This window comes from Fundidesulfovibrio butyratiphilus (assembly GCF_054657235.1).
In genome coordinates this window covers 2393972-2407068 of record NZ_BAAHXA010000001.1, presented here as the reverse complement: position 1 = coordinate 2407068, position 13097 = coordinate 2393972, and the positions used below count along the sequence as shown (strand labels likewise).

General features: G+C 63.7%; 10 protein-coding genes. All 10 read left to right on the top strand.

Going from position 1 to position 13097, the window contains the following annotated elements; translation table 11 throughout:
- Nucleotides 1-75: 75 nt before the first annotated feature.
- The 10 genes from ACYQ01_RS10980 (at nt 76) to ACYQ01_RS10935 (ending at nt 12939) form a co-directional block, all read left to right on the top strand.
- On the top strand, nt 76-600 hold the full coding sequence (locus ACYQ01_RS10980; protein WP_459931792.1) for a phage virion morphogenesis protein: 525 nt from the start codon (nt 76-78) through the stop codon (nt 598-600).
- The gene (locus tag ACYQ01_RS10975; protein WP_459931793.1) at nt 600-1052 is read left to right on the top strand and encodes a phage protein Gp37; all 453 of its coding nucleotides are present in this window, start codon (nt 600-602) and stop codon (nt 1050-1052) included. Before ACYQ01_RS10980 ends, ACYQ01_RS10975 begins: the two co-directional genes overlap by 1 nt.
- A gap of 12 nt (nt 1053-1064) precedes the next feature.
- Nucleotides 1065-2213 carry a phage tail tube protein gene (locus ACYQ01_RS10970; RefSeq protein ID WP_459931794.1) on the top strand — a complete coding sequence of 383 codons (1149 nt, stop codon included), beginning with the start codon at nt 1065-1067 and terminating at the stop codon, nt 2211-2213.
- Nucleotides 2214-2239: 26 nt separating this feature from the next.
- Nucleotides 2240-2764 (top strand): hypothetical protein, encoded by a 525-nt coding sequence (locus tag ACYQ01_RS10965; RefSeq protein ID WP_459931795.1) that lies wholly within the window; start codon nt 2240-2242, stop codon nt 2762-2764.
- 234 nt (nt 2765-2998) lie between these two features.
- A complete protein-coding gene (locus ACYQ01_RS10960) occupies nt 2999-8617 on the top strand; it encodes a coiled-coil domain-containing protein (RefSeq protein WP_459931796.1) in 5619 nt (1872 codons plus the stop codon).
- Nucleotides 8614-9507 carry a hypothetical protein gene (locus ACYQ01_RS10955; protein WP_459931797.1) on the top strand — a complete coding sequence of 298 codons (894 nt, stop codon included), beginning with the start codon at nt 8614-8616 and terminating at the stop codon, nt 9505-9507. The genes ACYQ01_RS10960 and ACYQ01_RS10955 overlap by 4 nt, the downstream gene beginning before the upstream one ends.
- A gap of 80 nt (nt 9508-9587) precedes the next feature.
- Entirely contained in the window at nt 9588-10772 is a 1185-nt protein-coding gene (locus tag ACYQ01_RS10950; RefSeq protein WP_459931798.1) for a hypothetical protein, read from the top strand.
- Nucleotides 10773-10775: 3 nt separating this feature from the next.
- Nucleotides 10776-11462, top strand: a complete 687-nt coding sequence (locus ACYQ01_RS10945; protein WP_459931799.1) for a LamG domain-containing protein — start codon at nt 10776-10778, stop codon at nt 11460-11462.
- A gap of 11 nt (nt 11463-11473) precedes the next feature.
- Nucleotides 11474-12013: a DUF4376 domain-containing protein gene (locus ACYQ01_RS10940; RefSeq protein ID WP_459931800.1), complete on the top strand. Its 540-nt coding sequence runs from the start codon at nt 11474-11476 to the stop codon at nt 12011-12013.
- 2 nt (nt 12014-12015) lie between these two features.
- Nucleotides 12016-12939 carry a patatin-like phospholipase family protein gene (locus ACYQ01_RS10935; protein WP_459931801.1) on the top strand — a complete coding sequence of 308 codons (924 nt, stop codon included), beginning with the start codon at nt 12016-12018 and terminating at the stop codon, nt 12937-12939.
- Nucleotides 12940-13097: the final 158 nt, after the last annotated feature.

Below are 13097 nucleotides of genomic sequence, written 5' to 3'. Positions count from 1 at the left end.
CGAAGACACGGTGGTGTTGTTTGAAGGCCCGTCCCGCATGTTTACCGACATGGGAGGGTTCTAGCGGTGGCCGGCGTGATCGAAATCACGGTTGATGACATGGCGGTCAAGGCGCTGCTCGCCAATGTGAGCCAGCGCCTAGGCGACATGTCCCAGGCCTTTGACGACATCGGCTCGGCCTTGCTCCTTCGGGTGCATCGCTCGTTTGAATTTGAGGAAGCGCCGGGCGGCGGGAAGTGGGCTCCTTTGACCTCGTTCGCCCCTCTGTCGGGGAAGCTCCTGCAACGGACACAGGCCCTGCTGAGAAGCGTAAACTACCAGGCCACTCCCACAAGCGTGAGCGTGAGCGTGGGCGGGCCGGGCATTTCGTACGCCGCCATCCACCAGTTCGGCGGGACCACAAAGGCGCACGTGATCAGGGCCAAAAACAAGAAGGCCCTGGCCTGGGCCGGCGGAAAGCATCCGGTGCGCCAGGTCAACCATCCGGGCTCGAAGATCCCGGCCCGGCCCTACCTGTTCGGGGCTGACGGCGATCTGCCGCCGGCCTGGCTGCGGGCCGTGTCCGACATCCTGGGAGATTACCTGGCGGAGGGAGCCTGATGGCCAAACGCAGCCTGCACGAAGTCGAAGACGCCATCCTGGCCGCGCTTTCGCCGCTCAAGGCGGCCTTGGGCGTGCGCCTGGTCGCGCCCTACGGCGGCGAGTTGGAGCCGGATCAGATCGCTCAGGCCATGGCCACGTTCCCCGCTCTGCTGGTGATCTACGCCGGGTCGACCACGGAAAGCCACGGCTCGCGCAGTGAGGCCAGCATGACCTGGACCATAGTCATCGGTGACAAATACCAGGGCGACCTGGTCAAGGCCCGGCGCGGCGACGCCACCACGCCGGGCGTGTACCGGCTGCTGGACGCCGTGCGCCAGGCCCTGGAGGGCAAACAACTCCTGCCCGAGCTGTTGCCGGCCGAGAGCCTGGGCGACTGGTCGCTTTTGCAGGCCGGGGGCGTGGCGGTCCATGCGGACCAATACCGCATCCCTCAACCCTACTTCAAATAGAGGAGACGCCACATGGGCGCGCAACAGTTCAAAATCATGGTGGTGCTGGGCAAGCTCCACAATCCGGGCGAGGAGGTCACTCCCCTGGCCACGGACGCCCTGCGGGTCGACGCGGACGTGGAGTGCGCCCCGGACGGCGAAAAAATCGAACGCAACATTGTGTCGCGGACCTTCAGCAAGGAGGGTTCGCGCATCGGGGCCAAGTCCCAGAAGTTCACGATCAAGCACGAGGCCTGCGGGGCCGGCCTGGACGGGACCGGCGCGCCCCTGCCGCCATATTACGACGGCCCGTTGCAGGCCTGCGGCATGGCCCGGGCCGACGGCCTGCTTTTGCTCACGCTCTCCGACCAGGTCGGGACCTGGACCGTGGGCGAGACCATTTCCGGTGGCGACCCCGTTGTCACCGGCGTGGTGCGCTTCGCCTGCGGCGATCTTTTGGTGCTTGAGGCCGGAGCCGGGGAGTTCGCGGCCGCCGACGCCCTCACCGGCGGAACCAGCGCGGCCACGGCCACGGTGGTGGAAGCGGCCAAGACCTTGGAATACACCCCGGTGACCCAGACCATCGCCCAGCAGAAGTGCATGACGTACTTTTTCCACCGCGACGGCGTGCGAAAGAGGCTGCGCGACGCGCGGGGATCGTGGAGCCTGGATTGCCCCTCGGGCCAGATCGCCAAGTTCACGTTTACCTTCCAGGCCGCCTGGCTCGACCCGGCCGACCAGCCCCTGCCCAACCCCACACTCCCGGACATCGTTCCGGCTGTCTTCACCGACGCCCACGCCACGCTCGGCGCGTTTACGCCTGCGTTTACCCAGCTCAAGCTCGATTTGGCCAACGAGGTCAACCCCCGCAAGAACGCCAACGCGGTGAGCGGCATCTCGGAATACTACATCTCCGGCCGCAACCCTACCGGGTCGCTCGACCCGGAAATGGACGATCTGTCCAACTTCAACCCCTACGCCCTGTGGTCCAGCTCGACCCCCAGCGGTTTGGTGGCCCGCATCGGCCAGACCGCCGGCAACCGCCTGATCGTGGCAGTGCCCAAGCTGCGCGTGACCAGCATCAGCGAGCGCGAGCGCAGCGGCCTGGGGGCCTACGATCTGCCCTTCGAGGCCACGCGCGACGTGGCCGGAGACGACGAATTTCGCCTCTATTTCGCCTAACCCAAATCCGAAATCAGGAGACGCACATGCCCTGCAATTTGACCGCCGATCGTCAGGTGCTGGAAATGATCGACTTGGCCGGCGAAGAGTACAAGCTCTACTACCGCCTGCCCACCAACCCCCAGAGGATGGCGTTCAGCGCCTCGCTTTACACGAAGAGTGGCAAAAAAACCGTTATAAAGAGCAACATCTTCGCCGAAGAGGCGGCCCTGGGAAAGAAGCTCGTCACTGGCTTCAGCGAAAGCTACTTCATGGACGGCGACGATTTTATCAGCTCGAACCCGTCCGAGGCGCACTACCGCGCCAACTGGAAAGACCTCTTGGCTGCGGCCCGTCCGTCGGATCTGGCCGCCGTCGCCCGCGCGGCCCTGCGCCCGTCCCAGGTCTCGGCGGGCGACGAAGACGAAATCGACCTCCTGGCCGGGGCCGAAGGCGAGGCCGACGCCGACGCCGAGGAGGCGACCGAAGAGACCGACGCCCCTTTGTCGAGCAGCTCCGAGGCCAGCTCGAACGATGCACCCCCGCAGACCGACGCGACTGTGAACGCCTAAACGGCGACTGGCTAGCCGCCGCCTGCGCTAAATGCCCAAAACGCTCCGGGGCCAAGCCGTCGCAATACCTGGGCTGGCTGCTCGCCCTGCGCCAGTACCAGCTGGGCGGCCTGGCCCTGGAGCCTGACGATCTGCCCCTGTGGATGTGGGCGGATCTCGGCATGGTCAAGGAAATGATCGACAACCACATGGCTGCCGCCCAGCGCGTCAGCCTGTTTTGAGAGGACCCTCCCCGTGGCCGGCGACAACGTCATCAAGCTCACTGTGACCGTAGATCCCACCAACGCCAATCAGGCGTTGGTGGATCTCGGTCAACAGTTAGTAAACGTCGGCGGCAAGGGCGACACCGGAGCCAAAGTCGCCACGGGCGCGCTGTTGGAGATGGCCCGGGCCGCCACCCAAGTGCGGGAGCTGCTGGCGTCTCTCGGCCAGCAGTTGCAGACCGCCGGGCAACAGGCGGCCAGCTTTGGCGGCGCGGCGGCGAGCGTCAAAGAGCTGGGCGCGGCCGCCGGCAGCGCGCGGGAGGCGATTACCGGCCTGGGGCAGCAGACCAAAACGGTCGGAGAGCAGGCCGGGGGCGTGGACAAGGCGTCGGCGAGCGTCAAGGATTTGGGACAGGCCTCAAGGCAGGCAAAGTCCGAAATGGGGGAGTTGACTTCCTCTGTTGACGTTTTGCGAGACGTGCTGGTCGCCCTGGAGCTCGCCAAAGCATTCCGTGAATTCGTATCAGCCATCCGCGACGCCATCCAGGCTGTTGACGACTACCGCGTGGCCACCATCTCCATCGCCGCGAATTTGACCGACATGAACCGGGGCACTGACGCGGAACTGCGCCAAATTTACGCCCAGAACCTGCGTTACGCCGAGGAAACCTACGCCAAAGTCGAAGCCGAAGCGGCCAAACATTTCGCCAGCGGCAGGGAGATCATAGAAGGCTGGCAAATCCTCACCAACAAGGGGATCACCCTCACCAACGATCGCGACATCGAGAACCTTGGCGTCATTATCGACAAGATCAAGTTGATGACGCAAGGGCAATCCTCCTCCCTCCAGATCGCCCAGGAACTGCGCTCGGTAATCACCGGACAGGCCCGAGCCGGCGACCAGCTCGCGATGCTGCTCAGGGACCGTCTGGGGCCTGAATGGGAAAAGCAGCTAAACGACGCCAGGGAGCAGGGCCGGACGCTCGAGTTTTTGCGCGAGCAGTTTGGCGGGCTCGCGGCCGCCCAGGAGGACGTGGGCAATACCATCAACTCCCAAATGTCCACCATGTCCACAACCATGGACCAAATCAAACGGTCCGGGTTTAAGGAAATGTGGCAGGACGTCGCCGGCACCATCACGACCATAAACCGGCTGCTCGCGGAAAACAAAAGGCTAATCGGCTCGGCCATCGCGCGCACCTATGCCGCCTTCAAGGACGCATGGCAGGCCCTGCCGCGAAATTTCTTGCAAATATTAACCCCGGGCTTTGACCAGTGGCCAGGCGGCCCCAACCTGAAAAAACGCCTTGAGCAAGAGAACGCGGCCAGGACAGAGGAGGAGGATCGCAGGCGTTTGGGCGTCGGCGATGCGCAGCCTGTTGTTACCAACAAGCCCCAAGTTTACCCCGACGGCATATCCAAAGACCGCCAGACCGCGCTGGCCAGGCTGGGCGTGGCGTCGGCGGCCTCTACAGTGGAAAAGCGCTTGGCCTCCGTGGACAAGCAGATCGTCAGCGAATGGGAGCAGACCTGGAAGGATTATAAAGGCGGTCTGCTCACTGAAAATGAGTATTGGACCTGGGTCGGTAAATCTAATTCCTTGAGGGCCAATCGCCGGCAAGAGATCCTCGACCGGGATACCCGCAAGGGGGCCTCTGCCGCCACGGCGGGCGCGCGGGCCGACATCAAGGCCTCCGGCGTCCTCCAGAAGATCGAAGACGAGATCGCCGCCTACGAACAGTCGCTGGGGGGCGACCGGCTGGGCGCGGCCATCGCCAAAATCGAGCGGGAGCACAACCAGGCGCTCACGCGCATTCAAGCGGATCTGGTGGGGGCCAAGGGCGGCGTCGAGGCGTTGCACCAGGCCGAAGCTCGTCTCGGCGACCTGAAGGCCCTCAAGATCAAGGCCGCCGAGCTGGCCGAGTACAGCCGTCAGCTCGACGACGCCGCCAAGCACGAATCTTCGCTATACCGCGACACCTACGGCGCTCAGGGTTCGCAGCTCAAGGCTGACTGGCTGCAAGGGTACAAGCAGTACCTCCAGGAGTTGCAGCAAGGTGGCTACGGGACGGATCTGGCCGATCCCCAGAAGATCGCCACCGCCGAGGAGCGCTGGCGGGCGCACGAACAATTCATGCTTGACGAAGATGTGCGTCGCCTGGGCGAAGGCGGCAAGCTGTCTGACGAGTATTGGGACGCCGAGGGCCGCCGCCTGGACGCCCATCTTGATCAGGTCAAGAAGCACGTCAGCGACGAAAATGCCTTCCAGGTGTACGCCAGCCAGCAGCGCTCCGAACTGCGCCGCAAGGAGCTGGAGGCCCGCCTCGGCTACGAAGATGACTTTCTGGGGTACCTCCGCGACTACCTCGCCCTCGAATTCAAAGCCTACCAGGACGAAACCGCTCGCAAGCGGGCCATGTGGCAGGACATGGCCAAGTCCACGGCGGACTACATCCGCCAGGTCGGCGGCGACGTGCAAACAGGCATCGCCGACACCTTGACCAACCTCTGGGAAGGCAACGCGCAGAAGGCCCGCGAAAGTTGGGCCAACATGTGGACCAACCTCGTGCGCGACACCATCCGCTACGTCACAAGCCTCGCCGCGACGCTGGCGAAAAACGCCCTGCTCATGCCCATCGTGGCCAAGGTGGTGGGCACGGATACAAGCGCACTGCAAGGCCTGACCGGCCTGTCCGCCTCGGCGGATCAGGGGCAGACGTCCGGGAGTGGTTTCTCGTTGTCGGACCTGTTCAAAAATGGCGGGTCCGCCAAGACCACTTACGACATGGTCAACACCGGGGGCACGTGGACCCTCAACACTGGCCAGGCCGAAATGTACGAGACCCTGGTGGCGGCCGGCAAGGAGCCGGCCGCAGCTTGGCAGTCGGCCATGAACCTCGGGCAGGCGTCCTCCACGTCCACTCTCTCCAACATCATGAGTGTGGCCGGTCCCGCCCTGGCCAGTGGGGGAATAGGCTATGCCGCCGGCGGATTCATCCGGCCGGACAACCCGACCGCCAGCTACGTCGGAGCCGGGACGGGCCTGCTCGCCGGCGGTGTGGCGTCTGCCACAGGGCTCGGAGCGACCATCGGCGGCGCGCTCGGCATCGGCGCGGGTTTGGCGGCCACGGGCGTAGGCGCGTTGGTGGCCATCCCGGCGGCCCTGTTGGCCGGGGCGCTCACACCCAATACCGAGACCAGCAAGTGGGTCATTCCGGCGGCCAGCAAGCAGGCGCTGATGTTTGTGGATGGCGAGTTGGTGCCATCCAGCTACGGGACTATAACGACCACGTCCCGGGAGATGTTTGGGGACAGCTCCACCCGCCACTCGACGATCTATTCGCCAGCTGACGCGACTATGGCCACTGCGGAGGCAGAGGCTTGGGAAAAGGCCACAGCTGGGCTTACCGACTTCGCCGACGCTTTAGGGCTGTCAGAGGACGCCCTGAAAGCCTCACAAAAGGGTTTTTCGTGGGACGTTACGGCCATCCCCGAAGGACACGAAGCTGAGGTCTACAGAAATTTGGCCAACGCCATGTCGCAGTATAGCCTGACCTCGCTTGGATTGCTGGATCAGGTGCAGGCCGTCGCCGCTCCCGATGAGGCCTGGATTGATACTCTAAGCCGCCTTAGTTCCGCCATGACGTCCATGGACGCTATCGCCAGGGCGACGGGGTACGATTTCGACGGACTGACGCAGGGTCTGACCAAAATCCAGGCCGCCGACTACGTGTCGCAGCTCTCCGATGCTCTGGGATCTATGGACGCGGTACAGACCGCGCTGGGGTTACTGACAAAGCACACCACCGACGACGCCGGCCTGCTCCAGGCCCGTATTGACCAGTCCACCATGCAGGTGGGTCCGGCCCTGGCTCAACTGGGCACCGATGTCGAGGGATTTTGGTCCGCCATGCAGGCGGCTACGACAAATGGCCCCCTCGACCCAGATATTTTTGCGGCTTGGTCCGAGGCCGCCACGCAGGTGGATGCCATTGACACGCTGGCGGACTCGCTCCAGCAGGTCGAGGCCCAGGCGGACCAGACGGCCACGTCCATGCGGCAATTGGGCCTGAGCCTGGAGGCTCGCGCCCTGACCGCCCACGGTCTGGACTGGCAGGCCTCGCAGGTCTCGCTCCTGGCCCAGCAGGAAGCTGAGCTGGCTCAGGCCCGCCAGGCGGGCTACGACGCCGCCACCATGGCCAGGATCGCCGAGGTGCAGGCCCTGGAGACGGCGGCCGCCATCCGCCAACACCAGGAGGAGGTCGACTCCACTCGCTCCAGTCTGCTCTCGCGCATCGCCTCCGCCACGGGCGACACCATGTACGAGATCTACGCCATGGTGGCCTCGCGGTATCAGGATTACGTCGCGCTGGAGCGCGAATATGGCGAGGAAATCGCCGCTCTGTCCAACGATGCCTACAATGCCGAAATCAATGCGAAATTGGCGGCCATGGCCGAATCCAAACGGCTGGCCGAAGAGAGCTTTCGCTACGATATACAGGCCCGCAAATTGGTCCTGGAAGGCCGCGACCACGAGGCCGGCGCGGTCAAACTGCTCGCCCAGCAGGCGCAGGAGTTTCAGTCCGCCGTGGCCTCGGGCCTGGGAGCCATCGACCTCTCCACCGTCCTGGACGTGCAACGCCAGGAGTTGACCAAATATTGGGATGATTTAGTTGACGATCTCCAAGACGCGGCCGACGCCATCCACAAGACCGTAGTAGAATTGCGGGGCGGGGATCAGTCGCCGCTGTTGCCGGACCAAAAATACGCCATCCTGCGGTCGCAATTCGACGCGGACCTGGCCAAGGGCCTGACCGGCGACCGGGACGCCATCAGCGAGGCGCAATCCCTGGCCACGTCGGTGCTGTCCGCCAAGATGGACGCCACCACCGATCCTGCGGAATACACAAAAGTTTTTAATGAGATAACGTCCGCCCTTGGCTTGCTGGCCGAGGCCCTCCTTGGCCAACAGCAGGCGGACACCATCGCCGAGGCCGAGGCCACCTATCAGCAGGCCGTGCAGCAGGCGAGTCAGGTATTTGCCGCCTCGCTGGAGGGCCAGATCACCCAGGCCCTGGCCTACACCGGGGCGGGAGCCGAGGCCGCCTACCACCTCGGCGATACAAATACCCCGGACGGCTCTCCCACGTGGGACGCCTACCTGCGCTCGCACCCTGACCAGAGGACCAACTACCTGTCGTGGTGGCAACAGTCGTACGGCATATCCGGCGATGGGCAGTACGACGCCTGGTCGATCCTGAGCGGCCTGATCTCGCGCGGCATCACTCCGGCTGGCACCGGCGACCTCTACCAGGCCGCCCTCGACGCCCTGGACAACCTCAAGTCCGTGCGGGGGTATGCCACAGGAACCATTACCAGCGGTCCGGAGCTGGCCATGATCGGCGAGGCCGGCACCGAGGCCGTCATCCCAATGCCCAGCGGCCGGGTGCCGGTGCAGCTGCTCGGCGGCTCCAACGCGGCCGTGGTGGCCGCGATCCGCTCCCTGGAAGCCGCCGTCGCGCGACTTACCGACAAGGTGGGCCAGGGCAACGCCGCGATCAGCTCCAACACACGCGACGTTGTGTCGCTGCTCCGCCGGTGCGGCGGCGATGAGGGCGTGATCACCACGCGTGTAGAGGCCGAGGCATGAGAGTCGGAGCCCCCCGCCCGGTGACACTCCTCTCCACCAACGTGCCGGAGGACGATGCGCCCCCCTATGACGAGGCCATCGAGTACGCCACGGACGCCATTGTCATGGTTTTGGCCACGCATCGCCTCTACCAGGCCCTGCGCACCACGGCCGGCGAGTATCCGCCCGACAACCTGGCTGATGACGATCCGGCCTGGTCTGATTTGAGCGCGACCAACGCCCGCGCGTGCGTGGACGAGTTCGTCGGCACACAGACTGTGCATCCCGAGCTGATCGACATAACCATCGACGCCTCGCGGTGCGACGCCCTGGCGCTTTTTGGTGTCGAGGGACGTACGCTTACGCTGGACCTGGCTGTCGGGGAGACGGTGATATTCTCGCGGACATATCAAGTGCTTCAACCGGTTTATACTGTTACAGATTATTTCTTTAGCGACGCACGATTCACCCGGAACTATTTTGTCCCCTTGCTCGTGAGGGCTCAATCCACGTTGCGCATACGCGTTAACGCAGGCGTTGATGGCACGGCAAAGTTGGGGAATATTGTTCCTGTGCTGTCCGCATCTCTTGGGGACACAGAATGGGGAGTTGAAATCGGTTTCCTTTCCTACAGCAAAAAGAACACGGACACATTCGGACGTACATCCCTGAAAAAAGGGGCGAATAGCAACACAGTCAAGTTCACGGCGGAAATTGAATCATCGATGATAAGTTATGTGAACGGAACTCTTAGTTCTCTTGACGGAATAGCCGCTCTCTACGTCGCGCATAATGAGAACGGATTCGAGCCGGAAGCGCTGATAACGTACGGATTCTTTAACGAATTCAGTATTACAATACCAGGCCCTATACTGTCGACCGTTGAATTTACAGTCATTTGTATCATATAGGAGAGTCAATGACGACCATACCAAAGACATCAACGCGTGTAGATGCTCCCAGCAGAGGCAGCGACAACTTCGAGACTGCCATGGCCGCCGCGCTGACGAATTTCGATACCCTGGCTGACGAGATCAACGCCACGGCGTCCGGCATGGACGCCTTCTCGTTGCAACTCGGCTCGCTCTCCAACCTCATCATTGAGGGCTCCGGCCCGCCGGACGCCGACGCGGGCCAGGACGGAAACTTCTACTGGGACACGGCCCCGGACACGTTCGGCGACATCTATTATCGGTCGGCCGGGGTATGGACCAAAAAAGGCCGCGTCGCCGGGGCTACGTCAATCATTCATGCCGCCGACTCCGGCGCTGCCAACGCCTACGTCATGACTCCAACCCCGACGCTAGGCTCCCTTGATCCTGCTAGACTTTACATGTTTCGTGCGGCCCACGCCAATACCGGAGCGAGCACGCTCAATGTCAATGCTCTCGGGGCCAAATATATTACGGACTCGTCCGGGGCCGCTCTCGCAGCCGGAGCTATTGTCTCCGGCCAGCTCGTGCTCGTCGGATATATGGTCGCCACGGACTCATTCATGCTGTTGAGTGGAGGGGGTTCGTCCGGCGTGACCAACGCCGGAGCCTGGACGACCTTCGAGGCCCTTCCCACGCGCACGAACGACGCCACGTTCGCGGTGGCGGACATCGCCGCGAACCAGGCGATTTTCGCGCCCGGGCGCCCGATCCGGTTTCGGCAAAACGACACCACGTCCTGGGTCTACGCCCTGGTCACGGCCTACAACGCGGGCGTGGTAACCATCGCCGGAGCGCCCTACACGTCCACTATCGGAGCCGATTCGGGGCGCGAGATGCACTCCGGCGACATGGCCCGCCTGGTACAGGAAACTGTCGCCTTTGCCGGACGCTTCGCGGCCGTGGCCACCACCCAGGCCATCCAGGATATGCTTTTGCTCCGGTACGTCTGGACGCGCGGCGCGGCGCATTGCGTGGGCTTCCGGGTGCGCCCGCTGGTGGACGATTCCGGCGCAGACCAGCCCCACGTCAACGTCTCGTGCAACGGCGCGCTGGTCGGGACGGCCAACGCGGGTGCCGGCCTGGCCGTGAGCGATGCGGCCTGGACAGCCACCACCACGGACATCTCCGCGGCCAACGCGGCGATTGGATTTGGTCAGCCGCTCGAAGTGGTTATCGACGCGGCCGGGACCAACGACGACGCGCGCGACCTCACCGTAATCGTCAACCTGGTGTTGGAGTAGATTATGGGTGTGATCGTTTCGCCTCCCAGTCAACGCGGGCGCGATCCCTACACCAAGTTGCTCCTGACCGGCGACGCCGTGGCAGACGCGTCCCTGTCGGGCCGGACCCTGACCAACAACGGCGTCACCGTGATGGACGCCACCGGAACGGACAAGCCGGCCGGTGTAGCCAAGTCGCTGTATTTCAACGGAAGCAGCGCGAAGCTGGCAATTCCGTATTCCGACGACTTCAACTTCGGATCTGGCGACTTTACCCTTGACGCATGGGTATGTCCGTACAACTCTCTGCCAAACAACTATTCAATATTACAGCAATACCTTGATAACAGCAATCGGGTTGACTTCATGATCCTTGGAGGGAATTTTCTTAGATGTCAGCATGAAGTCGGCGGGTCGCAGTATTATGCACAAGGATCTTGCGCCGCTCTGGCAGCGAATACGTGGTCGCATCTGGCATGGGTGCGATCTGACGGCGCGATGCGTATATATAAAGATGGGGTGGCCATTACGTTCAGCGCCGATACACTCGCCGGGAGTGAGCCGTTTTCAGTGTCTGATTCTGCCGTGTATCACATAGGCTACTGGACTGTTAGCTCGTATTATTTTCCGGGCCAAATCGCTAACCTGCGCATCTCCAAGGGCATCGCCCGCTGGACGCACGATTTCACGCCGCCACAACGGGCGTACTAGAGGGGGGAGCTATGGATCGTACATATCAGCATCTAATACAGATGGACGGGACGTACCTCGTGCAGGAGGTCCGCGCGGACGGCCTGACGCGCATCGTGGCTGCGGCTCACCCTACCTATCTGGCCTGGCTGGCGGCTGGGGGCGTGGCCGAGGAGGTGGCGTACGTGGTGCCGGAGCCGCTGAGCCTTCCTGACGCGCGTTCGACGCGCAAGGAAGATGTGGCTGCCCTGCGTCGGCAGAAAGTGGACGGAGGAGTCCTGTACCAGGGGGCGCTCATCGGTACGGATGACGACGATCGGGCCACCCTCCAGGGGGCCGAAAGCTATCTGGCAAAGAAGCCTGCGGGCGCGACCGTCAACTGGCGGGCCAAGGGCGGAACGACATGGATCGTCCTGGATCTGGTCGCCGTCCAGGCCCTGGGAGTCGCCGTCGGCGATTTCGTCCAGGCCTGTTTCGACGCCGAAAAGATCCACTGCTCGGCCCTGGACGCCCTGGCCTCGTCCGAAGAGGTATTGGCATATGACATTTCGACAGGCTGGCCGGAGGCCTGAGCGTGCGCATCCTCTCCATAGACGGCGGAGGCATCAGGGGCCTCATCCCAGCCCTTGTCCTGGCCTGTATCGAGCGACTGGCCGGCAAACCCATGCACCAGCTAGTCGACCTGGTCGCCGGAACAAGCACAGGTGGCATCATCGCGGCCGCTGTGGGCGCGGGCATCCCCATGGCCACGGTGGCCAGCCTCTATCTCTACCACGCCCGCTCCATCTTCGCGCGGCCCCTGGCGCACCGTATTGCCTCCCTGGGCGGTCTGGTGGACGAGCAATACCCGGCCGATGCCCTGGAGGACTGCCTCCAGGGCATCTTTGGCGACAAGCGCCTGCGTGACTGCACAATCCCCACGCTCGTCACCAGCTGGGACCTCGGGATGGGGGCAGCCGTCCTGTTCAAGTCGACCAAGGCCCAGACCGACAAGGGCCGGGACTACCTGCTGCGCTCTGTCTGCCGGGCCACCAGCGCCGCCCCCACCTATTTCGAGCCGGCGGTCGTCAAATCGGCGGATGGCGTCATGCGCACCCTGGTCGACGGCGGGGTTTGCGCCAACAACCCAGCCATGGTGGCCCTGATCGAGGCCTACAAACTCGCTCCGCACGCCGACGTGGCCCTGCTCTCGCTGGGCACGGGGGCGCAGCCCTGCGGCGTCGCGCCCAGCGAGGCCAAGAGCTGGGGCCTGATCCGCGCGGCCCGGCCGGTACTCGATCTGCTCATGGCCGGTCCCACGGACATCGTGGACTACCAGTGCCGCACCGTCCTGGCCGACCGCTATCACCGGCTGCAAGCCATTTTGCCCCGCCCCATGGCCATGGACGCCACGGACTCGGACAGCCTGGCCCTGTTGGAGGCTCAGGCCCTGCGCATCACCGAAAGCGACGATTTCGCCAAGGCCCTCGCGGTTTTGGGAGTAGTAAACGCCGACTGACCGGCGTTTACCGAGCTTCTTTGACAACGGCCGCCCCGGCGGCCTTTAGGATGGGATGGAAAGGAAGTGGAGGAGGCGGGGTGCTACCAACACCCCACCGACCCGGCGGGCAAACGCCGGACCACGGCCGTAGCCGCTCCTCCCGCCCAATCGCGCGC

Bases quoted from the DNA above. Each gene is read 5' to 3' on its own strand.
- ACYQ01_RS10975 (WP_459931793.1), top strand. From the start codon at position 600: ATGGCCAAACGCAGCCTGCACGAAGTCGAAGACGCCATCCTGGCCGCG.
- ACYQ01_RS10970 (WP_459931794.1), top strand. From the start codon at position 1,065: ATGGGCGCGCAACAGTTCAAAATCATGGTGGTGCTGGGCAAGCTCCAC.
- ACYQ01_RS10965 (WP_459931795.1), top strand. From the start codon at position 2,240: ATGCCCTGCAATTTGACCGCCGATCGTCAGGTGCTGGAAATGATCGAC.
- ACYQ01_RS10955 (WP_459931797.1), top strand. From the start codon at position 8,614: ATGAGAGTCGGAGCCCCCCGCCCGGTGACACTCCTCTCCACCAACGTG.
- ACYQ01_RS10950 (WP_459931798.1), top strand. From the start codon at position 9,588: ATGGCCGCCGCGCTGACGAATTTCGATACCCTGGCTGACGAGATCAAC.
- ACYQ01_RS10945 (WP_459931799.1), top strand. From the start codon at position 10,776: ATGGGTGTGATCGTTTCGCCTCCCAGTCAACGCGGGCGCGATCCCTAC.
- ACYQ01_RS10940 (WP_459931800.1), top strand. From the start codon at position 11,474: ATGGATCGTACATATCAGCATCTAATACAGATGGACGGGACGTACCTC.